We start from the raw sequence: 22,924 nt of genomic DNA, 5'->3' as shown, positions 1-22,924 counted from the left end.
AATCCTACATTGCAAGGCTGGCTCCCTCCCTCTCCCTTTGTGGGAGAGGGGGTCAGGACAGGATCCGCTCGTATAAAGCGATGTACTTGTCGGCCATCGCCCCGACCGAGAAATGCGCTTCCACCCGGCGGCGGCAGGCGCCGCGGTCGATGCCGTCGATCTCGCCCAGTGCGGTGATGGCCTCGCCGGCCGATTTTACGAGGATGCCGGTCTCGAGCGTGATCAACTCGGGCATGCTGCCGCGATCAATCGCGATCACCGGAGTGCCGCAGGCCATGGCCTCGATCACCGACAGGCCGAAGGGCTCGTCGAAATTGATCAAATGGAGCAGCGCCTTGGCCTTGCCGAGCGCGCGCAGCCTTTGCTCGCCACCGACCGGGCCGAGATAGCGGATGCGCTCGCCATCGACGTGCGGCAGCACTTCGCGATCGAAATAGCCCTGGTCCTGGATGATGCCGTAGAGATCGAGCCGGCGACCGGTGGAAAGGGCGACATGGATCGCCTCCGCCGCGCCCTTGTCGGGATGCATGCGGCCGAAGAAGAGCAGGTCGTCGCTCCCCTCCGGATCGAACGGGAATTCGTCGAGGCGGATGCCGTGGTGGATCGTCGCGGCATATTTTAGCGAGGGGTGCCGATCGGCCTCGCTGATCGCGACAAAATGCACGCGATCCTCGAACGGCTTGTACATCGGCAGGATGCGATCCGAGGAGAAGCCGTGGATCGTCGTCACCATCGGCGTGTCGACCAGCGGCGCATAAGCGTGCGCCGGGAAATCGGCCTGGTTGTGGATCAGGTCGAATTCCTTCGCGCGGGCGAACAGATGCGACTGATGGGCATATTCCCAGACCTTGGCGTCGATCGCAGGGTCTTCCTCATAGCCGCGCGGCACCACCCCGGCGAGCTTGCCGGCGGTGATCGAGTCCTGTGTCGCGAACAGAGTGACGCCGATTCCGCGCGCGACCAGCGCCTCGGTGAGCAGGCTCGTCACCAGCTCCCATGGGCCGTAATGCCGCGGCGGCGTGCGCCACGCGATCGGCGCCAGCATCGCGATCTTCATCCGAGAATATAGCCTTCGTTCGGGCCCAATACCGCAGGATCGTCGCCGGTCCCGGTGGTGAGCAGAACCGACAAACCCTCGGCCCATTCGGGTATCGCAAAGCTTTCGGCGGCGTCGCCGAGGTTTAGCACGACCAGCAGCCGTTCGTCGCCGGCGCGACGTTCGTAGGCGAGCAGGCTGCCGGCGCATTCGATCGGCAGCCAATCGCCCACCGACAAAGCGGGACGCGCCCGCCGCAGCGCCAGCAAGTCGTGATAGAGCCGCCACATCGAGCGCGGATCCCCACGCTGGGCAGCGACGTTGCACGCGCGCCAGTCGTGATGGAGCGGAAGCCACGGCGCGGCGCTGGAGAAGCCGGCATGGGCGCTCGCATCCCATGCCATCGGCGTGCGCACCGGATCGCGGCCGAGCCCGATCCCCGGCTCGCGCAGCTCGCGCGGATCCTGCACCTGATCGGGGGGGATCGCCACGTCCGCCATGCCGATCTCGTCGCCATAATAGATCGTCGGCGTGCCCCTGAGCGTCAGCAGCAGCATCGCCGCGACCCGCGCCTGCGCTTCCCCAAAGCGCGTGGCGGCGCGCGGGCGATCGTGGTTGCCGAGCACCCAGTTCGGCCAGCCGCCCGGAGGCAGCGCGGCTTCGTATTCGGCGATCAACCGGGCGAGGCTGCGCGCCTCCCAAGGCGCCTCGATCAGCTGGAAGTTGAAGGGCAAGTGCACGCCCGCTTCGCCCCGGCCGTAATAGTGCATCAGCCGATCGACCGGCAGGTAGATCTCGCCGACCAGCACGCGTTCGGAATATGCGTCGGCGACACGGCGCATATCGGCGGCGATGCCATGGACCTCGGGCTGGTCGGTCGAGTGGAGCTGGAGCACGCGGTGCATCTCACCCATTGCGGGCGTGTATGCCGGATTGGCCGGGTTGTCGGGGAAATCCTGGTGCTTGATCATGTGCCACAGCACGTCGATCCGGAAGCCATCGACGCCCCGATCGAACCAGAAACGCAGCACGTCGAGCATCGCGCGGCGCAGTTCGGGGTTGCGCCAGTTGAGGTCGGGCTGCTCCTTCAGGAAGGCGTGGTAATAATATTGCCCGGTCGCCTCGTCATATTCCCAGGCCGATCCGCCGAAGTCGCTGATCCAGTTGTTGGGCGGGCCGCCATCGGGCGCGGCATCCCGCCAGATATACCAGTCGCGCTTCGGGCTCTCGCGCGACGCCCGGCTCTCGACGAACCAGGGATGCGCCTCCGAGCTATGGTTGGGAACCAGGTCGAGCAGCAGTTTCAGCCCTTTCGCGTGGCACGCCGCCAGCAGCGAATCGAATTCCGCCAGCGTCCCGAACTGCGGATCGATCCCGCAATAGTCGGCAACGTCGTAGCCGAAGTCGGCTTGCGGGCTGAGGAAGATCGGCGAAAGCCAGATCGCATCCACGCCTAGATCGACGAAATAGTCGAGCCGCGCCTCGATTCCGGCGAGGTCGCCGACGCCGTCGCCGTTGGAATCCTGAAAGCTGCGCGGGTAGATCTGGTAGATCACCCCGCTCTGCCACCAAAGCGCGCCGCTCATCGGCCACGCTCCCGGTCAAGCGCGAATATCAGGCGGCTGTCGTGGCGCAATCCTACCCCCGGGACATGGGCCCTCCGCTCTAGAGCAGAACCGGCCCGTTCGGCAAATCTCTCCTCGCCGAACGTCACGAGTGCGGCTCCGTTCCCGGTGCTCCGGTTAGGATCAATTCGGAGCGATCCGCTTGTCGTCTTGTGACGTGCCAGGGTCGTCGGCCGGCGCGCTGCGCTTTTCAGAAATAAATTCTCAGTATTTTGTAACTTGACTCATTATCAGCCACGGGCGCACATCGCGGTGATTAACAGGGTTAATAGATAGGTCTCAGGGTCGCACCCCAGTCCTGCGTATCTTTACCTGTTCGATACACCTTCGATCCAATTAAACGAGTCATACCTGAATAGTATCATGTTCTTCCGTCGATCGCATGACGGAGGAGTCTTCATTTGCCGCGTCCGATCGACGTCGCCGATTCCCTCCGCTTCTCAGCAAAGGAACAGCCATGCCCCTGACAATCAGCGTCAACGCCGGACCCGACGCCCAGTCGTCTACTGTCGCCGTATCGGGAACCGATCTGCACATCATCACCGACGGCGAGCGAGCTGCTTTCAGCATCGAGGACGCGAGCCTGAAGGGCGCGGTGGCGACCTATTTCGGCGAGGCTCCCGACGACGCCTTTTTGTGCAGTCCGACGCCGTGGGGGGATCTGTACGAGACCTACGGGTGGCAGCAGGTCCAGACCACATTGGCGGTGCAGAGCGCGACCATTCTCGGCGTTTCGGGCAACCCGGCGATATTGAGCTCGCAGATATTCAAGAACGACAGCAGCGTTCCCGCCGAGTTCAACACCGGCATCACCCAGGAAGTAGCCGTGGGCACGGAAAGCAATTGGACCAATTCGAGCGCGCTCGAAATCGGCCAGACGATTTCCTATGAGATCGGCTTTCTCGGCTCGGGGGCGGGCGGGGAAACGTCGATGTCGTTCACCGAGACATGGGAGCAGGGCGGATCGGAGAGCGAGACCGTGACGCTGGGCACCAGCTCGGGTGTGGTAGTGACGCTACAACCCGGCCAAGCCGTTGAGGCCGAGCTTGAAGCGAGCAAGGGCGTGCTGCAGATCCAGATCGTCTATCAGCTCACGTTGGCCGGTATGACCGCGATCAACTATGGCGACACGTACAAGGGCCACCATTTCTGGGGGCTGGACATCAACGCGGTCATGCAGGCCGCGGGGCTGCCGACTTCCATCGTCACGACCGAAACGCTCGCGATCGATTTCTACGCGAACTCGCAGATCATCCTTAAGGACACGAGCGGAAATGTCGTGAATACCCTCGTCATGGGCGCCGCGGCCGGAAAATAGGCGCAATTGGGAAGGAGCGCTTCAGCGGAAGCGCTCCTTCGGGAGATAGGTGATCCGGCACGCCAGGTCGGCCTCGCCCGATGCGACGATATAGCTGTCCCCCGCATCCGCCACACCCGTGGTAAACACCACGGGCGTCGGCAGGTACATCTGGTGGGCGATGTCGCGGGTCAGCGCCGGATCGGCCTCGAGCAGCGGCGCTTCGTCCTCCAGCCGCAATATGCTGCTCGGATCGTGGCGGTCGAGCAGCGCCCAGAAGCTGCGATATATCCCCACCGCGCCCTGCTTCTCGACGCCGTGATAGATCAGCATCCAGCCATCGGGCGTCAGCACCGGCTGGCTGCCGCCGCCGATCCGCTGGGTCGAGGTCGTGCCCTTGCGGGCGCGGATGCCGGGGGTGTCGAGCGGCTTCCAGTGAAGCCCATCGGGCGATTGCGCCATGTTGATCGCGGGGCCGCCGAGCCATTCGCTATCCTCGGGATAGGCGAAATAGACTTCGCCCAAGGGCCGGGTGAGCGCCATGTACTTGCCGTCAACCTTGCCCTCGAACAGCAGCATGTCCTTGTTCTGGTGATCGAGCACCACGCCGAGCAATCTGTAGTCGAGGCCGTTCACCGAATGGTACATCGCGGTGCAGTGGCGCTCGGCCGAGACACCGCACACGGTCATCCACCAGCTGCCGCCGACCAGGCTGATCCGCGCATCCTCGACGCCATATTCGAGGAAGCTCGCCGAGGGCCCGATCGCCTTGTCGTAATGCACCGCGACGATGCGCCGTGCGTCGCCGGTCAGCTCAACCGGGAGCAGCCACGAAAGCGAGGTCAGGCCGAGCAGGCGCGGGTTGCGGTCCCTGAGCGCGAACTGGCGCGGATCGTCCATGTGGATGCCGTGCAAGGCGTGCCGATCGAGCACATAGCCGCCCGGCGTCCAGCGGATAGCCCGTGCGCAATCGCCGGAGACCGGCTCCGCGAGCGCCTCGGCGACGCGGACCATCAACAGCAGATTGCCGTTCGGCAGCCGCGTGAAGCCGGGATTGAACGCGCCGAGGACATAGGTCGGCTCGCGGATCGACTTTCGGAGCGGCGACCGGCTGAGATCGACATCGTCGGGACGGAAGATCAGATAATCGTCAGTGCTCACCCAGCTCCCCTTCTTGCCCTGTCGAACGGTGGATGCGCGATCGTGTTCCGCACTGTCGTCACCCCCGCGAAAGCGAGGGCCATCTCCGGCAAGCGCAGCAGGCACATACCGCTGTCGTAACGCTGTAGAGTGCACGAGATGGGCCCCCGCTTTCGCGGGGGTGACGTAGATTTTATCTCCCCTGGAGCCGCTCGTGGTGGCGGATCACTTCGTCGATGATGAAGCGCAGGAACTTCTCCGAAAATTCGGGATCGAGATCGGCCTGCTTGGCCAGACCGCGAAGCCGCGCGATCTGGGCTTCCTCTCGCGAGGGATCCGCCGGGGGCAGGCCATGCGTCGCCTTATAAGCTCCCACCGCCTGGGTGACCTTGAAGCGCTCGGCGAGCATGTGGATCAGCGCGGCATCGATATTGTCGATGCTCTGGCGATAGCGGTTGAGCGTCTCGTCGGGCATGTGCCCCTTTTGCCCGCGCCGCGACGCTACGCAAGCCTTGCCTTTGCGGCTGCCACGCGCCAGAGCCGCCCCATGAGCGCCACCATCCATCGCCTGGGCTCGCGCCCCGAGCCTTCGCTGGAACCGATGCTGCAGCTGGTGGCGCACGATCTCAACCTGGTGAACGCGGTCATCCTCGACCGGATGCAATCGAACATCCCGCTGATCCCCGAGCTGGCCGGGCACCTGATCGCCGGCGGCGGCAAGCGGATGCGGCCGATGCTGACGCTCGCGAGCGCGCAGTTGCTCGGCTATTCGGGCGCGCGCCACCACAAGCTCGCCGCCGCGGTCGAGTTCATCCACACCGCGACCCTGCTCCACGACGATGTGGTCGATTCGTCCGACCTGCGTCGGGGCCGCCGCACCGCGAACATCATCTGGGGCAATCCCGCCAGCGTATTGGTCGGCGACTTCCTGTTCAGCCGCAGCTTCGAGCTGATGGTCGAGGACGGCAGCCTCAAGGTGCTCAAGATCCTGTCGAACGCCAGCGCGGTGATCGCCGAGGGCGAAGTCAACCAGCTCACCGCGGTGCGCCGGCTCGACATTTCCGAGGAACGCTATCTCGACATCATCGGCGCCAAGACCGCGGCCCTGTTCGCCGCCGCCTGCCGGATCGCCGCGGTGGTCGCCGAGCGCAACGAAGGCGAGGAGGCCGCGCTCGATACTTATGGCCGCAATCTCGGCATCGCTTTCCAGCTGGTGGACGACGCGATCGACTACATCTCCGACGCCTCGACCATGGGCAAGGATGCCGGCGACGATTTCCGCGAGGGCAAGATGACGCTGCCGGTCATCCTCGCTTACGCCCGGGGCGACGAGGCTGCGCGTACCTTCTGGAAGGATGCGATCGGAGGGCGCCGCTCCTCGGACGAGGATTTCGCCGAGGCGATCGCCCTGGTCCGCGCCAGCCGCTCGGTCGACGACACGCTCGCCCGCGCCCGCCATTACGGCCAGCGCGCGATCGACGCGCTCGGCGGCTTCGCGCCGGGGGCGGCGAAGGATGCGATGGTCGAGGCAGTCGAGTTCGCGGTGGCCCGGGCCTACTGAGGGTCCTTCCGGGCCCTATTCCTCGATTTCGGCTTCGTCCTCGTCGTCGTCGACGCCGAGAACATCCTCTTCGTCGCTGTCGAGCTGCTCCTCGATCGCCTCGACGATCAGGTCGAGTTGCTCGTATCCAGCCGTGAATTCCAGCGTTTCGCCGTCGTCGTCCTCGAGATGCAACGTATAGTCGCCGTCGCCGACGGGGGTGATCGTGAACTGTGCCAGGGTCCTTGCCATGTCTGCGTGCTCCTTGCCTCGATTGCGCCAAACCCGGCTTTGGGGAAATGGTTGCGCGCGATGAGCGAGACAATGCCGATCCACGCCATATTGCCCCGATTGCTCGCCGCATTGCGGGCCGCGAGCAACGCCGTGCTGGTAGCGCCGCCGGGTGCGGGCAAGACCACCGCGGTCGCGCCGGCCCTGCTCGCCGAACCCTGGTGCACCGGCGAAGTGCTGCTGCTCTCGCCACGGCGCCTCGCGGCGCGCGCGGCGGGCGAGCGGATGGCCGCGCTGGCAGGCGAGAGCGTCGGCAAGACCTTCGGCTATGCGACGCGGATGGACAGCAAGCGCTCGGCGGCGACGCGCGTGACGGTCGTCACCGAAGGCATTTTCGTCAATCGCATCCAGACCGATCCCGAGCTGGCGGGCGTATCGGCGGTGCTGTTCGACGAGGTCCATGAACGCAGCCTCGACAGCGATTTCGGGCTGGCGCTGGCGCTCGACGCGCAGGCGGCGCTGCGGCCCGATCTGCGGCTGGTCGCGATGTCGGCGACGCTCGACGGCGCGCGCTTCTCGACGCTGATGGGCGACGCGCCGGTGATCGAGAGCGAGGGGCGCAGCTATCCGCTCGAACTGCGCCATCTCGGCCGCGCCGCCGAGGCGCGGATCGAGGATTCGGTGGCGGCGGCGGTCCGCACTGCGCTGCGCGAGGAAGTAGGCGGGGTGCTCGCCTTCCTGCCCGGCGTCGCCGAGATCGAGCGCACTGCCGAACGGCTCGGCGATCTGAGCGGCGTGGTGCTGCACCGGCTGCACGGCAGCCTCGACCCCGGCGCCCAGCGCGCGGCGATCGCACCCGATCCGCAAGGGCGGCGCAAGCTGGTGCTGGCGACGTCGATCGCCGAGACTTCGCTGACGCTCGACGGGATCCGGGTGGTGGTCGATTCGGGGCTCGCGCGGCGGCCGCGTTACGATCGCGCCGCGGGGATGACGCGGCTGGTCACCGAGCGGGCGAGCCAGGCTTCGGTCACGCAACGTGCCGGTCGCGCGGCGCGGCAGGGGCCGGGCGTGGCGTACCGGCTGTGGGAGGAAGCGGCGACCGCGGGGCTACCGCGCTTCGACTCGCCCGAGATCCTCGAGGCCGATCTCTCGGCATTGATGCTCGATTGCGCTTTGTGGGGCGTCGCCGATCCGCGCGATCTCGCCTGGCTCGATCCGCCTCCCGAGGCGGCAGTCAACGAGGCGCGCAGGCGGCTGACCGTGCTGGAAGCGCTCGACGAAGATGGACGGCCGACCCCGCACGGCAAGGCGATCGCGCGACTGCCGCTGCCGCCGCGGCTCGGGCATATGCTGGTCCGTGCCGGGGAGATGGGGTTAGCGCGCACCGCCGCGCAGGTTGCGGTGCTGCTCGGCGAGCGGGGGCTTGGGGGGAATGATCCCGATCTCGAACTGCGGCTGCGGCGCTGGCGGAGCGAACGCGGGGTGCGGGCGGAGAATGGGCGAAAGCTGGCCGAACGCTGGAGCAAGCTTCTCCCTCTCCCCTTCAGGGGAGAGGGTCGGGGAGAGGGGCCTGAACCGCACACGCACCGCGCTCCCCCTCTCCCCAGCCCTCTCCCCGCCAGCGGGGAGAGGGAGTTGGCCACCTGCGTCGCACTCGCCTTCCCGGACCGGATCGCACGCCGCCGCGACGCTTCCGGCGAGACCTGGGCTTCGGTTGGCGGGCGCGGATTCCGGCTCGATCCGAGTTCCTCACTGGCGCGCGCGCAGTGGCTGGCGGTGGCGGAGACGCAGGGCATGGCCGCAGGTGCGCGCATCCTCTCCGCTGCCGAGATCGAAGTCGAAACGGTCGAGGCGCTGTTCGGCGAGCGGATCGAGACGCGGCGCAGCGTCCGCTTCGATCCGGCGACTGGCCGAGTCGAGGCGCTGCGTGAGCGCCGGCTCGGCGCCCTCCGGCTTTCGAGCGGGAGCGATTCGGCCGCGAGCCCCGCGGAGATCGAGGCGGCATTGCTGGAAGGCGTGCGCGAACATGGCCTCGCGCTGTTGCCCTGGTCCGAAACCGCGCAGGCGCTTCGAACGCGGGCAAATTATGCGGGAGTCGAGACGCTGAGCGACGCGGCGTTGCTGGCAAACCTCGACGACTGGCTCCCCACGGCGCTCGCGGGCAAGCGCCGGCTGGATGCCGTGGCGCCCGAAGCGCTGACCCAGGCGCTCCAGAATCTGCTCGGCTGGGAGGGGCAGAAGACCGTGGATCGTCTCGCCCCGGCGCGGTTCGATACGCCCGCCGGCTCCAGCCATGCGATCGACTATGCCGCCGAGGCGGGACCGACGGTGGAGGTTCGGGTACAGGCGCTGTTCGGACTGGCGACGCACCCGATGCTGGGCGACGGGACGCCTTTGGTGCTGAGCCTCACTTCGCCTGCCGGCCGCCCGATCCAGACGACGCGCGACTTGCCCGGCTTCTGGGGCGGAAGCTGGGCGGCGGTCGCCAAGGAAATGCGCGGGCGCTATCCCCGGCACCCCTGGCCCGACGACCCGGCAAATGCCTCGGCCACATTGCGCACCAAAAATGCTGATGCACGGAACGCCGCGCCGCGTTAAGGCACTGAGGATCCATTGGAGGCCCCAGGTGAAGACCGCCCGTATTTATCAGCGCCCGAAGAACGCGATGCAGTCGGGGCGCGCCCGCACCGATCTGTGGATGCTCGAGTTCGAGCCGCAGAAGCCGCAGGAGGCCGATCCGCTGACCGGGTGGAACGGCGGCGGCGACACGTCGAATCAGGTCCGCATCGGTTTTCCGACGCTCGAGGCGGCAAAGGAATATGCCGAACGCGAAGGCTATGCCTTTCACGTCGTCCCCGCGCCGACGCGGAAACTCAAGCTGCAGGCCTACGCCGACAATTTCCGGTGACGCCGATCGAGGTGCTCGACCGCTGGATCGCGGCATTCAATGCCGCTGATCCGGACGCCCTCGCGGCCCTGTACCATCCCGATGCCGTCAACCATCAGGTCGTGCGCGAGCCCGTTGCCGGGCGCGATGCGATCCGCGCGATGTTCGCGGCCGAATTCGCCGCGGCGGAAATGGTCTGCATCGTCGAGAACAAGTTCACCGACGGCGCGTGGGCGATCCTCGAATGGCGCGACCCGAAAGGGCTGCGCGGCTGCGGCTTCTTCCACGTCGTCGAAGGCCGGATCGTCTTCCAGCGCGGCTATTGGGACCGGCTGAGCGCGGAGATGCTCTACCCGCCCAGCAGCGACTGAGCGAGCAACAGCAGCAGCTTGACGTCGACTGCCACGCCTTCGGCACGCCGCGCGGCGACGAAATCCGGCACGTCGCGGCGCGCGATGCGGTACACCAGGATGTCCTCGCCTTCGATGCCGCCGCCGTCGCCGACCCTGGTGAGCCCGGTCGCGCGGACGAGCGTGAAGCCTTCGGTGACCAGTCCGGGCGAGGCGTGGAAGAAGCCGAGATCCTCGGCGTGCTCGCAGCGATAGCCGGTCTCTTCCTCGAGCTCGCGCCGTGCCGCGTCCATCGCGGTGTCGCCGTCGTGCGAATCGCCGATCAGGCCGGCGGGAAGCTCGAGGCAGCGCCGGCCGAGCGGCACGCGATATTGCTCGACGAGCAGGACATGATCGTCCTCGTCGACCGCGAGGATCACCGCCGCTTCGATACCGCGGGCCCGCGCGACGAACTCCCATTTGCCTTGCCGCTTGGCGACGATCCACTTGCCTTGCCAGACGGTCTCGACCGGCTCTTCGGGAATGCTCATAGGACGATCAGGCGATCCGGAAGTTCATTGGTGTCGCCTTCGCTGCGCGGGAAATGTTCCGCAAGCACCTTGCCGATCTGCGCGACGGCTTCGGCGAGGCCGTCGCCCGGTCGGCCGTCCTTCACCGCGAGGATCAGCGCGGCCATCGCCTCGCCCCACACTTCGGCGCTCACCTTCGAATGGATCGATTCATCGGCGATGATCTCGGCGCGGTGCTCGGCGAGCGACAGATAGAGCAGCACGCCGGTGGACGCCTTGGTGCGCTTTTCGGCGGCGGCGCGGAACAGCGTCAGCGCGCGGGCGTGGACGCGGCGCGACTTGGTCGCCCCCGGCGTGAGCGCGATCCTGAGCGCATCGAGCGCGAGAATGACGCGGGCGACGAGGAAGGTAACCGCCATCAGAATCAGCGCGAAGGTGAGATACCAGCGCGGCGGGGTTTCCGACCAGGCGTCGATCAGATGCGCGTGGAGCCATTCGACCGGCGCCGGCTGCCAGGCGAGCAGCGCGAGCACGAGCAGCATCGCCAGCACCGTCCAGTGGAGCGCGACATCGTGATAGGCGTCCGAGCGCCCCGCCACGACCGCGACGATCTCGCCGTCGGTGGCGAGCTCGGCCTCGGTGACTGCGGCGCTCACCCGCGCATGATCGGCTTCGGTCAGACGCATCACCAGCTCCCCGAGGCGCCACCGCCTCCGAACGATCCGCCGCCGCCGGAGAAGCCGCCGCCACCGCCGCCGCCCCAGCCGCCTCCGCCACCGTCGCCGTCACCACCACCCCATCCCGACGAGCCGCCGCCGCGGCTGATCTCGCTGGCGATGCTCCACAGGATGATCGGCAGCACGCCGCCGTCATTGCCGCCGCGATAGCGACGCGCGCCCCACGGGCCCTGCCGCTGGCGCTTGCCGAACCGGCTGAACCCGAACATCGGCAGGATGACGAAGAGGAGAATGATTCCCCAGAAGAGCAATCCGAACGGAAAGCCGCCGCCGCTGCGCCGGTTCTGCCGGTGCGTGGTGCTCGCCTTGTCGGCCTGCGCCTTGGCCTTGGCTTCGGCGGCCTCGAGCGGCAGCTTCATCTGCTCGCCGATCGCCTGCGCGCCTGCCACGATGCCGCCGGGCATGTCGCCGGCCTTGAAGCGCGGCAGGATCGTGTCCTGGATGATGCTGCTCGACATCGCGTCGGTCATGATCGGCTCGAGGCCATAGCCGACTTCGATCCGGACCTTGCGCTCCTTGGGCGCGACGATGAGGATGATGCCGTTATTGGCGTCCTTCTGCCCGATCCCCCAGGCGCGGCCGAGCTGATAGCCATAATCGGCGATGTCGTAGCCCTGAAGATCGGGAATGGTGGCGACGACGAACTGCCGCGTGGTCGCGGTGTTGATGTCCTCGGCGAGCTTGGTGATTTCCGCCTTCTGCGCATCGTTGAGCAGATTGGCGGCATCGACCACCGCCTCGCGATCGCGCTTCGGGAAATTGGGCTGCGCCTGCGCCGCCATCGGCAGCAGCAGAAGCAAGGCGAGCAGGGTCCGGAGCAACCTCATGCGCCGGCTCCCGGCCCTATCTCGCCTATGATGCCGTCGACACCGGCGGCGATACCCTTGGGCATGTCGCCCGCGCGGAATGCCGGAAGGATCGCGTCGCGCAGAATGCGGCCCGCCTCCTCGTCACGCAGCGCCTTTTCGAGGCCGTATCCCACTTCGATCCGTGCCTTTCGTTCGTTGGGCGCCACGATCAGCAGCACACCATCGTCAATATCCTTGCGTCCAACGCCCCAGCGTCGAGCCAGGTCGACGCCAAAGGTGGCGATGTCCTGTCCGTGCAGGCTGGGTATGGTGACCACGACCAGTTGGTGCCCGGTCGCCTTTTCCAGCTCCGCCGACTTCGCGGCGAGGCCCGCTTCCTGCTCGGGTGCGAGCAGGTTGGCATCATCCACCACCCGCCCTGTGAGCGCCGGCAACGCCGTCTTCGACGCCACCGGCTGGTCCGCCGGCGCTGCACTGCAGCCCGCCAGCGCAAGCGCGAAAGCGAGCCGCAGAATGATCAGCTGCCGTTCCCGAAATCGACGGTCGGGGCATTCTCCGCGCCTGCCTTCGCCTGGAACGGCGTCATCGGCTTCGAGCCATAGAAGATCTTGGCGCCGACTGCGTCGGGGAAGGTGCGGATGCGGGTGTTATAGGCCTGCACCGCGGCATTATAATCGCGGATCGAGATGGCGATGCGGTTCTCGGTACCTTCCAGCTGGTCCATCAACGTCTTGAAATTGCCCTGGCTCTGGAGCTGCGGATAGGCTTCCTGCAGGCGCTGCAGCGACAGCGACAGGCCGTTCTGCGCCTGGTTGAACGCCGAGACCTTGGCCGGATCGGTGAGGTCGTCGCCGCTCACCTGGACCTGCGTCGCCCGCGCGCGCGCGCTGACCACGTCGTTGAGGATCTTGCCTTCCGAGCCCGCGGCGCCCTTCACGGTCGCGACGAGATTGGGGACCAGATCGGCGCGGCGCTGATAGTTGGTCTGGACGTCTGCCCAGCGCGCCTTGGCGTTTTCCTCGGCAGTGGGCACGCTGTTGAGCCCGCAGGCCGAGAGCAGGGCGGCGCCGACGAGGGCGAAAACGGCACGAAACTTCATCACCTGGTGATCCTCCGGATCTTGTCGAGAAGTGTCTTATACGACGGCAACACTGGAGCCCGATAGCGAAATCGGACATGTAACGATGTCGAACGACCAGAAACGGAGATAGTGTCCATGTGGAAGGAATTCAGGACCTTCATCGCGCGCGGCAACGTGCTCGATCTCGCCGTGGGCGTGATCATCGGCGCCGCCTTCGGCACGATCACCAAGTCGCTGACCGACGATTTGATCATGCCGGTGGTCGGCGCACTCTTCGGCGGGTTGGATTTCTCGAGCTATTTCATCACATTGGGGGCGGTGCCCGCCGGCTATACCGGATCGCTGACCGATTATGCCGCGTTGAAGGCCGCGGGCGTGCCGCTGCTCGGCTTCGGCGCGTTCATCACCGTGGTGATCAACTTCCTGATCCTCGCCTTCATGATCTTCCTGCTGGTGCGCTTCGCCAACAAGGTGCTTCGCAGCAGCGCGGAGGCCGCGGCCGATCCGGCGGAAGTCGAACTGCTGCGCGAGATCCGCGACGAACTGAAGAAGCGGGGCGCGGCCTAGGCCGCGGCGAGCTCCTCCGCGACGGCATCGGCGAGGCTGGTGCCGTCGAGGATGCGCGCCGTCTCGTCGCGCACCCGCGCCATCGCGTGGCGGATCGCGCAGCTCGCCTCGTCCTTGCAGTCGTTGCACGGGCGATAGGCGGTCCGGCTGACGCAGGGGACCAAAGCGAGCGGGCCTTCGATCACGCGGATGATCTCGCCCAGCGAGATCAAATGCGGCGGGCGGGCGAGCCGATAGCCGCCCATCTTGCCGCGAGTCGACAGCAGGAAGTCCGCCTCGCGCAGATCGGCGAGGATGAGCTCGAGAAACTTTCTCGGCACATTGGCCTCGGTTGCGATGCGATTCATCGGCACCGGCCCGGTGGCGGACTGCTGCTGCGTGAGGAAAAGCATCGCTCGAAGCGCGTAACGGGAACGCTGCGTCAACATGATGCACCCTTCATGCCAAGTGATTGCCTCGGTGTGAACCCCTTAGGGGTCCCAACCTGACCTTTTCATTAAGCGATGGACGTCCTATATGGGTTTTGCCGGGTTCGCCCGGCTATGGGGATAAACGACGGCGTGCAATAGACGCAGCGGACCCGGGGGCAGTACCCGGCGGCTCCACCATAAATGGTGGTGTATCTGGACACCGTTTCTGACGGGGCCGAACCAGGATCGACGTGTGTTGAAAAGCGCCGACTATCTCTCAGCGTGGGCCACTGTGACGGTCTGAAACACAAGTGCCAACGATAACGAAGCACTCGCTATTGCGGCCTAACCCCACGGCCTAACGGCCCAAGGTTAGACTAAAATGCGCGGTTGGACCGCACCGGGCAACAGAAGCGGAATCCAGCGGTACGGGGAGCACCGGGCAACAGAAGCTCCCCACTTCCCTAATAGAATTGTCGCGGCTTCGATTGCGCCGGGCGCAGTCGTGCAGGCCTGTGCCTTTGCAATGAGCCTGAACCAGCGAGCGACATAAAAAGGGGGCCCGCGTTTCCGCGAGCCCCCTTCATCCTCTCCGAACTTTCGCCGGATATATTAGTCGCGGTCGCCGGTCAGGAACGCGGGCAGGCCGATATCGTCGCCACCCTTGTCCTCGCCGCCTTCGCGCGGAGGACGCGGACCGCGATCGCCACGGCCTTCGCCGCGCGGGCCGCGGTCACCGCCGCCTTCGCGACGCGGACCACGGTCGCGATCGCCGCCACGGCCACCGCCGCCGCCACGCTGACGGTCACCACGATCGCCGCGGTCACCGCGGTCACCGCGGTCACCGCGCGGACCACGATCGCCGCCTTCGCGGGGCTCGCGGGCCGGACGCGTGTCTTCCAGCTCTTCGCCAGTCTCCTGATCGACGACGCGCATCGACAGGCGAACCTTGCCGCGCGGATCGATCTCGAGGACCTTGACCTTGACTTCCTGGCCTTCGCTCAGGACGTCCGAGACCTTCTCGACACGCTCGTTGCGAATCTCCGAGACGTGGACGAGACCGTCCTTGCCGCCCATGAAGTTCACGAACGCGCCGAAATCGACGAGGTTGACGACCTTGCCCTGGTAGATCTTGCCGACCTCGGCCTCTTCGACCAGGCCCTTGATCCACTTGATCGCGGCTTCGATCTGCGCCGGATCCGAGGACGAGACCTTGATCACGCCTTCGTCGTCGATATCGACCTTGGCGCCGGTGGTGGCGACGATCTCGCGGATCACCTTGCCGCCGGTGCCGATCACTTCACGGATCTTCGACTTGTCGATCGTGAAGGTCTCGATGCGCGGTGCGTGCGCCGACAGCTCCTCACGGGTGTGATCGAGCGCCTTGGCCATTTCGCCCAGGATGTGCGCACGGCCTTCGCGGGCCTGCATCAGCGCGGTCTTGAAGATCTCTTCGGTGATGCCGGCGATCTTGATGTCCATCTGCATCGTGGTGATGCCTTCGGACGTGCCCGCCACCTTGAAGTCCATGTCGCCGAGATGATCCTCGTCGCCGAGGATGTCGCTGAGGACCGCGAATTCCTTGCCCTCGAGGATCAGGCCCATCGCGATGCCCGAGACCGGACGCTTGATCGGCACGCCGGCGTCCATCAACGAAAGCGAGCCGCCGCAGACCGACGCCATCGACGACGAGCCGTTCGACTCGGTGATGTCGCTGGTCAGGCGGATCGTATAGGGGAACTCTTCCTTGGTCGGCAGCACCGGGTGCAGCGCGCGCCATGCCAGCTTGCCATGGCCGACTTCGCGGCGGCCCGGCGCGCCGAAGCGGCCGACTTCACCGACCGAGTAAGGCGGGAAGTTATAGTGCAGCATGAAGTGCTGGTAGCTGAGGCCACCGAGACCATCGATCATCTGCTCGGCGTCGCGGGTGCCGAGCGTGCAGGTCGCGATCGTCTGGGTCTCGCCGCGGGTGAACAAAGCCGAGCCGTGCGCGCGCGGCAGGAAGTGCGCTTCCGCCTCGATCGGACGGATCTGCGTGGTCGAGCGGCCGTCGATGCGCTTGCCGGTCTTGAGGATCGCGGTGCGGACGATGTCCGCCTCGAGCTTCTTCACCAGCTTCAGCGAGGCGAGATAGGCCTGGGGATCGCTTTCCTTGAGGTCGGCCATGCCGTCGCGGGCCTTGGTCCGCGCGTCGTTGATCGCGGTCTGGCGGGCCTGCTTGTCGGTCAGCTTGTAGGCCGCCTCGAGGTCCTTGCCGATCAGCTTCTTGAGCTTGGCCTTCACTTCGGCCTTGTCGTCCTGGACCTTGAGCTCCCAGGGCTCCTTGGCAGCCTGCTCGGCAAGCTTGATGATCGCCTGGATCACGCGCTGCGATTCGCGATGCGCGAACATCACGGCGCCGAGCATGACTTCTTCCGAAAGCTCCTTGGCTTCGGATTCGACCATCATCACGGCGTCGTGCGTGGCGGCGACGACCAGGTCGAGAAGCCCGGCCTCGACCTGCTCGTCGGTCGGGTTGAGGATATAGTCGCTGCCGTCATAGCCGACGCGCGCAGCGCCGATCGGGCCCATGAAGGGCACGCCCGACAGCGTCATCGCAGCGGAGGCGGCGACCATCGCGAGGATGTCCGGCTCGTTCTCGCCGTCATACGAGAGCACCTGCGCGATGCAGTTGATCTCGTTGTAGAAACCTTCCGGGAACAGCGGGCGGAGCGGACGATCGATGAGGCGGGAAACCAGCGTTTCCTTCTCGGTAGCGCCGCGCTCGCGCTTGAAGAAGCCGCCCGGGATGCGACCCGCGGCAGAGAACTTCTCCTGATAATGGACAGTGAGCGGGAAGAAGTCCTGGCCTTCCTTCACATGCTTCGCCGCGGTCACTGCGCACAGCACCACGGTCTCGCCGAGCGTCGCGATCACCGCGCCGTCGGCCTGGCGGGCAACCTTGCCCGTTTCGAGAGTCAGCGTCTTGCCGCCCCACTCGATCGATACAGTCTTCTTGTCGAACATTGGATTTCCTTCACTCCCGCTGCCCAATGCGGCGGGGGCCTATGTCCGGGCTATCCGGCCCGGGCGGTTCGGGATGGTCTTCATCCCTGCCGGAACCACAAGCCGGATTGCCTGTGGCTCGAATGTCAAAAGGGCGCCGCGAGGGCGCCCTTTCAGGTTACTTGCGAAGCCCGAGCTTCGCGATGAGGTCTGCGTAGCGACCCTCGTCCTTCTTCTTCAGATAGTCGAGGAGGCTGCGGCGCTTGTTGACCATCAGCAGAAGACCGCGGCGCGAGTGATTGTCCTTCGCGTGGGTCTTGAAGTGCTCGGTCAGGTTGACGATGCGCTCGGTGAGGATCGCAATCTGCACTTCGGGGCTGCCGGTGTCGCCCTTTTCGCGGCCATGTTCCTTGACGAGCGCGTCCTTGCGCTCCTGCGAAATCGTCATGTGTCTTTATCCTACGACATCACTTTACAGGTTGAACCCGCGGATAACCCGGACGAGTCCGGATTGAGCCTCCACCAGCGCGACGGGAGTTTCCTCCAGCAGCGCGAAATATTGGCCATCTTCAGCGGCGATCCCGGCCAGAACCTGCCCCTGTCGGAGCAGCCCTGCCTGGTCGGGAGTGAGGGATAGAGCCGGGATGTCGTCCAGCCCCGCCCTCAGCGGCAGGAGGAGGTGTTCAAGCGTGCGGGCCTTAGCGGCATCGGCCAGTTTGTCCAGCGAAATCGCGGAATCCACGCCGAACGGCCCGGCCCGGGTGCGGCGAAGCATCGTGACATGGCCGACGGTGCCGAGCGCGAGCGCGATATCCCGGGCGAGGGAGCGGATGTACGTGCCCTTCGAGACGTGTGCAGTGAGGGTGATTTCCTGCAATTCCTCTCCGGCACGGGGAGGGGGACCAGCCGCAGGCTGGTGGAGGGGGCTCTCCGCGCAGGATATCGCCCGTGGCGCTCCCCCTCCACCACCGCCTTCGGCGGCGGTCCCCCTCCCCGTGCCGGGGAGGATCTGAAGCGCCTGGATCGTCACAGCCCGCGTCGCCAGCGTCACTTCCTCCCCCGCACGCGCAAGATCATAGGCCCGCGCACCGTCGACCTTGAGCGCCGAATAAGCCGGCGGCACTTGCTCGATCGGGCCGGTGAAGCGCGGCAGCACCGCCTCGACCTGCGCCAGCGTCGGCCGGACATCGGACGTGGCGATCTCGCGCCCTTCGAGATCCAGCGTGTCGGTCTGCGCGCCAAAGCCTATGGTGAATTCATAGATTTTGTCGCTGTCGAGCATCCGCCCGGCGAGCTTGGTCACCTCGCCGATCGCGATCGGCAGCACGCCGGTCGCCAGCGGATCGAGCGTGCCGCCATGCCCGACCTTGAACTTGCCATAGCCGCCTTCGCGCAGCGCACGCTTGACTGCGCTCACGCCTTGCGTCGAGCCGAGCCCGAGCGGCTTGTCGAGGATGATCCAGCCGTGCATCTCAGCCTGCCGCGCCGGTGCGCTGCATGAAGTGCCGCCGGCACAAGGCGACATAGCGCTCATTGCCGCCGATCTGTTTCTGCTCGCCCTGCCGCACCGCCCGGCCCGTATCGTCAACGCGCACGTTCATCGTCGCCTTGCGGCCGCATTCGCAGACCGACTTGATCTCGACCAGCGCGTCGGCGAGCGCGAGCAGTTCGGCCGAGCCCTCGAACAATCTCCCCTGGAAATCAGTACGCAGCCCATAAGCGAGCACGGGGATATCGTCCTCGTCACACAAGCCCGCGAGCTGGCGGACCTGCGCAGCCGACAGGAATTGCGCCTCGTCGACCAATACGCAGGCGAGCGGCGCCTCGAAATGCGCGTCCTGAGCGATCTGCTGGAGATCGGTTTCGGCCTCAAAGGGGATTGCCGGGACGCTGATGCCCAGCCGCGAATCGATCACACCCTTGCCGCCGCGATCATGCACGCCCGCCGTGAACAGCAAGGTGCGCATGCCGCGCTCGCGATAATTGAAATCGGCCTGGAGCAGGGTGGTCGATTTTCCCGCATTCATCGAGGCGTAGTAGAAATAGAGCTTGGCCATATAGCAGCCTTAGGGACCCGCAGCGGCGAAGTCAGTCCTCGGATTCGCCGAGATCCTGCGCCACCTTGGGAGCGCGCAGCAGCTGGTCGATATGCGTGCCTTCGTCGAAGCTCTCGTCGGCGAGGAATTTGAGCTTGGCGGCGTATTTCATCTTCACCCGCGCGGCGACTTCGCGCTGGAGATAGGCGGTGTTGGTGCGCAGCGCCTTGAGCACCGCTTCCTCGTCCTTGCCTAGCAACGGCTTCACGAACACCGTGGCGTGGCGCAGGTCCGGGGACATGCGGACTTCGGTGATCGAGACCATGTGGCGCGCCAGCGTCTCGTCATGCACGTCGCCGCGCTGGAGGATCTCGCTCAGTATATGGCGCACCTGCTCGCCGACGCGGAGCAGGCGGACGGAGCGTTCTTCAGGCTGGTTGTGCTTCATATGGTTCAGTCCCGCCGCGCCATCGCGCCTTCCATGACACGGCCCGTGAAGGTGCCGCGGGCGACAAGCGTGCCGCCTTCGTCAAACAATTCCGCCTCGGTGACCGCGATGGTCCTGCCGAGGCTGACCACCCGCGCCTTGCCGGTGAAGCGCCCCGGACGGGCGGGCTTCAGGCAAACGACGTGGAAGTCGATCGTCGGCGCGTAGACTGCGCCTTGGGTGGCGGCGTAGAGCGCCGGCCCCTGCGTGTCGTCGAGCATCGCCGCGAGGAAGCCGCCCTGCACCGTACCCGCCGGATTGAGGAAGCGATCATCGGCGACGAAGCCGATCTCGATCGACTGCGCCGTGACGTCCACCGCACGCACTTCCCAACCGAGCAGCTTTGCCGAGGACGGGGTGGGGAAATCGTCGAAGATCGAATTCATCGCTCCCTCTCCCCTTCAGGGGAGAGGGCTGGGGAGAGGGGCAGTGCGAACCACCCGACTTTCAGGCCCCTCTCCCCGGCCCTCTCCCCGCAAGCGGAGAGAGGGAGATTGTTACAGCGTGCGTTCGCGCATCTCGACTTCGAAGGTTTCGAGATAGTCGCCCGCCTTGATGTCGGTGAAGTTCTGCGTGAACGTGACACCGCATTCGAGGCCCGCGCGCACTTCGGGGACATCGTCCTTGAAGCGACGCAGCGACGCGATCTCGCCCTGGTAGATGATGACATCCTCCCGGGTGATGCGCGCCTTGAGCGCCTTGCGGATCGCGCCTTCGGTGACGAGCAGACCCGCCGCCTTGCCGTGCTTGCCCGCGCTGAACACTTCCTTGATCTCGGCGCGGCCGACGACCGTCTCGAACGCTTCCGGCCCGAGCTGGCCCGCCATGCCGGCGCGGATCTCGTCGGTCAGCTCGTAGATCACGTCGTAATATTTGAACGCGACCTTCTGCCGATCGGCGATCTCGCGTGCCTTGGCGTTCGGACGGACGTTGAAGCCGATGATCGGCGCGCCGCTGGCGCCGGCCAGGGTCACGTCGCTCTCGGTGATGCCGCCGACGCCTGCGTGGAGCACGCGCGCCTTGATGTCGTCGGTCGAGATCTTGTTGATCGCGGCGACGATCGCCTCGACGGTACCCTGGGTATCCGCCTTGACGACCAGCGGATATTCCATCGCCTGCTTTTCCTTGAGCGCCGAGAACATGCTCTCGAGGCTCGCGGGGGCATTCGTGGTCCGCTTCTGCTGGATCACGCCGGCACGATATTCCGCGACTTCGCGGGCGCGCGCCTCGTTCTCGACGACCTGGAGCGGATCGCCCGCCATCGGCACGCCCGACAAACCGAGGATCTCGACCGGCATCGCCGGACCGGCTTCCTTGATCTGACGGCCCTTGTCGTCGACCAAAGCGCGGATCTTGCCGCTCTCGGCGCCGACGACGAACACGTCGCCGACCTTGAGCGTGCCGCGATTGACGAGGATCGTCGCGACCGGGCCGCGGCCCTTGTCGAGCTTGGCCTCGATCACGGTGCCTTCGGCCTCGCGATTCGGGTTGGCGCGCAGTTCGAGCAGTTCGGCCTGGAGCTGGATCTTCTCGATCAGCTGGTCGAGCCCGGTCTTCTTGAGCGCCGAGACTTCGACGTCCTGAACTTCGCCGCCCATCTCCTCGACCATCACTTCATGCTCGAGCAGACGCTCGCGCACGCGCTGCGGGTTGGCGCTGTCGAGATCGACCTTGTTGATCGCCACGATCATCGGCACGCCGGCCGCCTTGGTGTGATTGATCGCCTCGATCGTCTGCGGCATCAGCCCGTCATTCGCGGCCACCACCAGCACGACGATGTCGGTGACGTTGGCGCCGCGCGCACGCATCTCGCTGAATGCCTCGTGGCCCGGCGTGTCGAGGAACGTGACCTTCGACTTGTCCTTCAGCGTGACCTGGTAGGCGCCGATATGCTGGGTGATGCCGCCGGCCTCGCCCTTGACCACATCGGTGCCGCGCAGCGCATCGAGCAGCGACGTCTTGCCGTGATCGACGTGACCCATGATCGTGACCACCGGCGGACGCGGCTGGAGCTGGTCCTCCGGATCCTCGCTGGTGTCGTGGGCGATGTCGATGTCGCTCTCGCTGACGCGCAGGATGTTGTGGCCGAACTCGGTGACGAGCAGTTCGGCGGTGTCCTGGTCGATCGTTTGCGTGATCGTGACCGGCATGCCCATCTTGAACAGCGCCTTCACGAGGTCGCTGCCCTTCTCGGCCATGCGGTTGGCGAGCTCCTGGACGGTGATCGCCTCGGGCACCACGACGTCGCGGACCTGCTTGGCCTGCGGCTCGCGCGAACCGCCATAGGAGCGGCGATGCTCCTTTTCACGCGCACGCTTGAGCGCGGCGAGCGAGCGGGCGCGGGCGCCGTCATTGTCGCCGAGCGCACGATTGACGGTGAGCTTGCCCGACTGGCGGCGATCGTCTGCCTTGCGGTCGCGCTGCTGCGGACGCGCCGGCTCGGCCGGACGCCGCGGTGCGAGACCGCCGCCCGAAGGCGCGGTGCGCGGCGCGGCCGAGCCTGCCGAAGCGGCGGGCGCGGCGGCAGCGGCTGCCGGCCGCTCCTGCGGCGCCGGCTCGAGCTTGGGCTGCGGGCGGGGGATTTCGGGACGCTGCACCGGCGTGAAGCGGCGCGGCGCGGGCCGGCTCGGATCGAGCTGGATCCCGACCGGCTGCGGCGCAGGCGCGGGTGCCGGGGTGGGCGTCGGAGCAGGCGCCGCGGGCTCGGCCGCAGGTGCGGGCTCGGGAGCCGGGGCGGCAGCTTCAGCCTCGACCTTGGGCGCATTGGCGGCTTCGACTTCGGCGCGCGCGCGTTCCTCGATGCGGCGAGCTTCGGCCTCGGCGGCCTCGACACGCTCGCGCTCCTGACGGCGACGCGCTTCCTCGAGCGCGTTCATGCGCTGTTCGTCGGCCTCGCGCAGCAGGCGGGCCTGACGCTCCTGCGCGGTTTCGTTCGAGACCGGCGGACGCGGTGCGGGGGGCGGCGGCGGTGCCTGGGGCGCAGGGGCCGCGGCAACGGGCTCGGGCGCCGGCGTCTGCTCTTCCTGCGGCGCGCCCTGCGGACCGAGGACGCGGCGGCGTTTGACCTCGACCACCACGGTGTTCGAGCGGCCATGGCTGAAGCTCTGCTTCACCTTGCCCGTCTCGACCGTGCGCTTGAGCCCCAGCGGCTGTCGCATGCCCAGTTTCGGCTTTTCGTTTTCGGTATCGCTCATGCG

General features: G+C 66.4%; 24 protein-coding genes and 1 other RNA gene. 7 read left to right on the top strand and 18 right to left on the bottom strand.

Features of this window, described 5'->3' with window-relative positions; all coding sequences use genetic code 11:
• Window positions 1-52: 52 nt before the first annotated feature.
• Both ASE13_RS11645 and ASE13_RS11640 read right to left on the bottom strand, forming a co-directional pair.
• A complete protein-coding gene (locus tag ASE13_RS11645) occupies window positions 53-1,057 on the bottom strand; it encodes a glycosyltransferase family 4 protein (RefSeq protein WP_056615755.1) in 1,005 nt (334 codons plus the stop codon).
• A complete protein-coding gene (locus ASE13_RS11640; protein ID WP_056615752.1) occupies window positions 1,054-2,622 on the bottom strand; it encodes an alpha-amylase family glycosyl hydrolase in 1,569 nt (522 codons plus the stop codon). Before ASE13_RS11640 ends, ASE13_RS11645 begins: the two co-directional genes overlap by 4 nt.
• Before the next feature lie 496 nt (window positions 2,623-3,118).
• On the opposite strand from ASE13_RS11640, the gene ASE13_RS11635 reads away from it, so the two are divergent.
• Window positions 3,119-3,979 carry a hypothetical protein gene (locus ASE13_RS11635; protein ID WP_056615748.1) on the top strand — a complete coding sequence of 287 codons (861 nt, stop codon included), beginning with the start codon at window positions 3,119-3,121 and terminating at the stop codon, window positions 3,977-3,979.
• A gap of 21 nt (window positions 3,980-4,000) precedes the next feature.
• On the opposite strand, the gene ASE13_RS11630 is transcribed toward ASE13_RS11635, so the two are convergent.
• Both ASE13_RS11630 and ASE13_RS11625 read right to left on the bottom strand, forming a co-directional pair.
• A complete protein-coding gene (locus tag ASE13_RS11630; RefSeq protein ID WP_056615745.1) occupies window positions 4,001-5,119 on the bottom strand; it encodes a glycosidase in 1,119 nt (372 codons plus the stop codon).
• A gap of 172 nt (window positions 5,120-5,291) precedes the next feature.
• Complete coding sequence (locus tag ASE13_RS11625; RefSeq protein ID WP_056615742.1) at window positions 5,292-5,573, bottom strand: chorismate mutase; 282 nt, start codon at window positions 5,571-5,573, stop codon at window positions 5,292-5,294.
• 72 nt (window positions 5,574-5,645) lie between these two features.
• On the opposite strand from ASE13_RS11625, the gene ASE13_RS11620 reads away from it, so the two are divergent.
• On the top strand, window positions 5,646-6,659 hold the full coding sequence (locus ASE13_RS11620) for a polyprenyl synthetase family protein (protein WP_056615739.1): 1,014 nt from the start codon (window positions 5,646-5,648) through the stop codon (window positions 6,657-6,659).
• A gap of 15 nt (window positions 6,660-6,674) precedes the next feature.
• Here the strand turns inward: ASE13_RS11620 and ASE13_RS11615 are convergent, their stop codons facing one another.
• On the bottom strand, window positions 6,675-6,890 hold the full coding sequence (locus ASE13_RS11615; protein WP_056615736.1) for a hypothetical protein: 216 nt from the start codon (window positions 6,888-6,890) through the stop codon (window positions 6,675-6,677).
• Window positions 6,891-6,950: 60 nt separating this feature from the next.
• On the opposite strand from ASE13_RS11615, the gene hrpB reads away from it, so the two are divergent.
• Genes hrpB through ASE13_RS11600 form a run of 3 tightly spaced genes read left to right on the top strand, consistent with a single transcriptional unit; the run spans window position 6,951 to window position 10,127 of the window.
• Window positions 6,951-9,467: an ATP-dependent helicase HrpB gene (gene hrpB / locus ASE13_RS11610; RefSeq protein WP_056615733.1), complete on the top strand. Its 2,517-nt coding sequence runs from the start codon at window positions 6,951-6,953 to the stop codon at window positions 9,465-9,467.
• Window positions 9,468-9,495: 28 nt separating this feature from the next.
• Window positions 9,496-9,777 (top strand): ETC complex I subunit, encoded by a 282-nt coding sequence (locus ASE13_RS11605; RefSeq protein WP_056615730.1) that lies wholly within the window; start codon window positions 9,496-9,498, stop codon window positions 9,775-9,777.
• A complete protein-coding gene (locus ASE13_RS11600) occupies window positions 9,774-10,127 on the top strand; it encodes a nuclear transport factor 2 family protein (RefSeq protein ID WP_056615728.1) in 354 nt (117 codons plus the stop codon). Before ASE13_RS11605 ends, ASE13_RS11600 begins: the two co-directional genes overlap by 4 nt.
• Here ASE13_RS11600 and ASE13_RS11595 read toward each other — a convergent pair.
• From ASE13_RS11595 to ASE13_RS11575, 5 genes are all read right to left on the bottom strand, one after another.
• Window positions 10,106-10,636: an NUDIX domain-containing protein gene (locus tag ASE13_RS11595; RefSeq protein ID WP_056615723.1), complete on the bottom strand. Its 531-nt coding sequence runs from the start codon at window positions 10,634-10,636 to the stop codon at window positions 10,106-10,108. The genes ASE13_RS11600 and ASE13_RS11595 overlap by 22 nt on opposite strands.
• Window positions 10,633-11,301: a TPM domain-containing protein gene (locus ASE13_RS11590; protein ID WP_056615721.1), complete on the bottom strand. Its 669-nt coding sequence runs from the start codon at window positions 11,299-11,301 to the stop codon at window positions 10,633-10,635. The genes ASE13_RS11595 and ASE13_RS11590 overlap by 4 nt, the downstream gene beginning before the upstream one ends.
• Complete coding sequence (locus ASE13_RS11585; RefSeq protein ID WP_056615718.1) at window positions 11,301-12,179, bottom strand: TPM domain-containing protein; 879 nt, start codon at window positions 12,177-12,179, stop codon at window positions 11,301-11,303. Before ASE13_RS11585 ends, ASE13_RS11590 begins: the two co-directional genes overlap by 1 nt.
• Window positions 12,176-12,613 (bottom strand): TPM domain-containing protein, encoded by a 438-nt coding sequence (locus ASE13_RS11580; protein ID WP_235536949.1) that lies wholly within the window; start codon window positions 12,611-12,613, stop codon window positions 12,176-12,178. The genes ASE13_RS11585 and ASE13_RS11580 overlap by 4 nt, the downstream gene beginning before the upstream one ends.
• Before the next feature lie 65 nt (window positions 12,614-12,678).
• Window positions 12,679-13,260 carry a LemA family protein gene (locus ASE13_RS11575; protein WP_056615712.1) on the bottom strand — a complete coding sequence of 194 codons (582 nt, stop codon included), beginning with the start codon at window positions 13,258-13,260 and terminating at the stop codon, window positions 12,679-12,681.
• Between the two features lie 117 nt (window positions 13,261-13,377).
• On the opposite strand from ASE13_RS11575, the gene mscL reads away from it, so the two are divergent.
• Window positions 13,378-13,809, top strand: coding sequence for a large conductance mechanosensitive channel protein MscL (gene mscL / locus ASE13_RS11570; protein ID WP_056615709.1), 432 nt, complete (start codon window positions 13,378-13,380; stop codon window positions 13,807-13,809).
• Here the strand turns inward: mscL and ASE13_RS11565 are convergent.
• Window positions 13,806-14,237 carry an RrF2 family transcriptional regulator gene (locus ASE13_RS11565; RefSeq protein WP_056615706.1) on the bottom strand — a complete coding sequence of 144 codons (432 nt, stop codon included), beginning with the start codon at window positions 14,235-14,237 and terminating at the stop codon, window positions 13,806-13,808. The two genes, mscL and ASE13_RS11565, sit on opposite strands and share 4 nt — an antisense overlap.
• A 58-nt stretch (window positions 14,238-14,295) precedes the next feature.
• Between ASE13_RS11565 and ssrA the strand changes: the two genes are divergently transcribed.
• Window positions 14,296-14,680, top strand: a transfer-messenger RNA (tmRNA) gene (ssrA, locus tag ASE13_RS19490).
• Between the two features lie 151 nt (window positions 14,681-14,831).
• Here the strand turns inward: ssrA and pnp are convergent.
• The 7 genes from pnp to infB form a co-directional block, all read right to left on the bottom strand.
• On the bottom strand, window positions 14,832-17,225 hold the full coding sequence (gene pnp, locus ASE13_RS11560; RefSeq protein ID WP_056615703.1) for a polyribonucleotide nucleotidyltransferase: 2,394 nt from the start codon (window positions 17,223-17,225) through the stop codon (window positions 14,832-14,834).
• Window positions 17,226-17,382: 157 nt separating this feature from the next.
• The gene (rpsO, locus tag ASE13_RS11555) at window positions 17,383-17,652 is read right to left on the bottom strand and encodes a 30S ribosomal protein S15 (protein WP_056615700.1); all 270 of its coding nucleotides are present in this window, start codon (window positions 17,650-17,652) and stop codon (window positions 17,383-17,385) included.
• A 24-nt stretch (window positions 17,653-17,676) separates the two neighbouring features.
• On the bottom strand, window positions 17,677-18,675 hold the full coding sequence (gene truB / locus ASE13_RS11550; RefSeq protein WP_056615697.1) for a tRNA pseudouridine(55) synthase TruB: 999 nt from the start codon (window positions 18,673-18,675) through the stop codon (window positions 17,677-17,679).
• 1 nt (window position 18,676) lies between these two features.
• Window positions 18,677-19,261: a thymidine kinase gene (locus tag ASE13_RS11545; RefSeq protein ID WP_056615694.1), complete on the bottom strand. Its 585-nt coding sequence runs from the start codon at window positions 19,259-19,261 to the stop codon at window positions 18,677-18,679.
• 31 nt (window positions 19,262-19,292) lie between these two features.
• Complete coding sequence (gene rbfA, locus ASE13_RS11540) at window positions 19,293-19,688, bottom strand: 30S ribosome-binding factor RbfA (RefSeq protein WP_056615690.1); 396 nt, start codon at window positions 19,686-19,688, stop codon at window positions 19,293-19,295.
• A 5-nt stretch (window positions 19,689-19,693) separates the two neighbouring features.
• Window positions 19,694-20,113 (bottom strand): PaaI family thioesterase, encoded by a 420-nt coding sequence (locus tag ASE13_RS11535; RefSeq protein WP_056615688.1) that lies wholly within the window; start codon window positions 20,111-20,113, stop codon window positions 19,694-19,696.
• Window positions 20,114-20,224: 111 nt separating this feature from the next.
• Entirely contained in the window at window positions 20,225-22,921 is a 2,697-nt protein-coding gene (infB, locus tag ASE13_RS11530; RefSeq protein WP_056615685.1) for a translation initiation factor IF-2, read from the bottom strand.
• Window positions 22,922-22,924: the final 3 nt, after the last annotated feature.

Origin of the sequence: Sphingomonas sp. Root241, assembly GCF_001428865.1 — a bacterium.
Classification (GTDB): Bacteria; Pseudomonadota; Alphaproteobacteria; order Sphingomonadales; family Sphingomonadaceae; genus Sphingomonas.
The sequence above is the reverse complement of the archived record's forward strand: the minus strand, read 5'-3'. Positions and strand labels throughout refer to the sequence as shown.

Bases quoted from the DNA above. Each gene is read 5' to 3' on its own strand.
- ASE13_RS11645 (WP_056615755.1), bottom strand. From the start codon at position 1,057: ATGAAGATCGCGATGCTGGCGCCGATCGCGTGGCGCACGCCGCCGCGG.
- ASE13_RS11640 (WP_056615752.1), bottom strand. From the start codon at position 2,622: ATGAGCGGCGCGCTTTGGTGGCAGAGCGGGGTGATCTACCAGATCTAC.
- ASE13_RS11635 (WP_056615748.1), top strand. From the start codon at position 3,119: ATGCCCCTGACAATCAGCGTCAACGCCGGACCCGACGCCCAGTCGTCT.
- ASE13_RS11625 (WP_056615742.1), bottom strand. From the start codon at position 5,573: ATGCCCGACGAGACGCTCAACCGCTATCGCCAGAGCATCGACAATATC.
- ASE13_RS11620 (WP_056615739.1), top strand. From the start codon at position 5,646: ATGAGCGCCACCATCCATCGCCTGGGCTCGCGCCCCGAGCCTTCGCTG.
- ASE13_RS11615 (WP_056615736.1), bottom strand. From the start codon at position 6,890: ATGGCAAGGACCCTGGCACAGTTCACGATCACCCCCGTCGGCGACGGC.
- hrpB (WP_056615733.1), top strand. From the start codon at position 6,951: ATGAGCGAGACAATGCCGATCCACGCCATATTGCCCCGATTGCTCGCC.
- ASE13_RS11595 (WP_056615723.1), bottom strand. From the start codon at position 10,636: ATGAGCATTCCCGAAGAGCCGGTCGAGACCGTCTGGCAAGGCAAGTGG.
- ASE13_RS11590 (WP_056615721.1), bottom strand. From the start codon at position 11,301: ATGCGTCTGACCGAAGCCGATCATGCGCGGGTGAGCGCCGCAGTCACC.
- ASE13_RS11585 (WP_056615718.1), bottom strand. From the start codon at position 12,179: ATGAGGTTGCTCCGGACCCTGCTCGCCTTGCTTCTGCTGCTGCCGATG.
- ASE13_RS11575 (WP_056615712.1), bottom strand. From the start codon at position 13,260: ATGAAGTTTCGTGCCGTTTTCGCCCTCGTCGGCGCCGCCCTGCTCTCG.
- mscL (WP_056615709.1), top strand. From the start codon at position 13,378: ATGTGGAAGGAATTCAGGACCTTCATCGCGCGCGGCAACGTGCTCGAT.
- ASE13_RS11565 (WP_056615706.1), bottom strand. From the start codon at position 14,237: ATGTTGACGCAGCGTTCCCGTTACGCGCTTCGAGCGATGCTTTTCCTC.
- pnp (WP_056615703.1), bottom strand. From the start codon at position 17,225: ATGTTCGACAAGAAGACTGTATCGATCGAGTGGGGCGGCAAGACGCTG.
- rpsO (WP_056615700.1), bottom strand. From the start codon at position 17,652: ATGACGATTTCGCAGGAGCGCAAGGACGCGCTCGTCAAGGAACATGGC.
- truB (WP_056615697.1), bottom strand. From the start codon at position 18,675: ATGCACGGCTGGATCATCCTCGACAAGCCGCTCGGGCTCGGCTCGACG.
- ASE13_RS11545 (WP_056615694.1), bottom strand. From the start codon at position 19,261: ATGGCCAAGCTCTATTTCTACTACGCCTCGATGAATGCGGGAAAATCG.
- rbfA (WP_056615690.1), bottom strand. From the start codon at position 19,688: ATGAAGCACAACCAGCCTGAAGAACGCTCCGTCCGCCTGCTCCGCGTC.
- ASE13_RS11535 (WP_056615688.1), bottom strand. From the start codon at position 20,113: ATGAATTCGATCTTCGACGATTTCCCCACCCCGTCCTCGGCAAAGCTG.
- infB (WP_056615685.1), bottom strand. From the start codon at position 22,921: ATGAGCGATACCGAAAACGAAAAGCCGAAACTGGGCATGCGACAGCCG.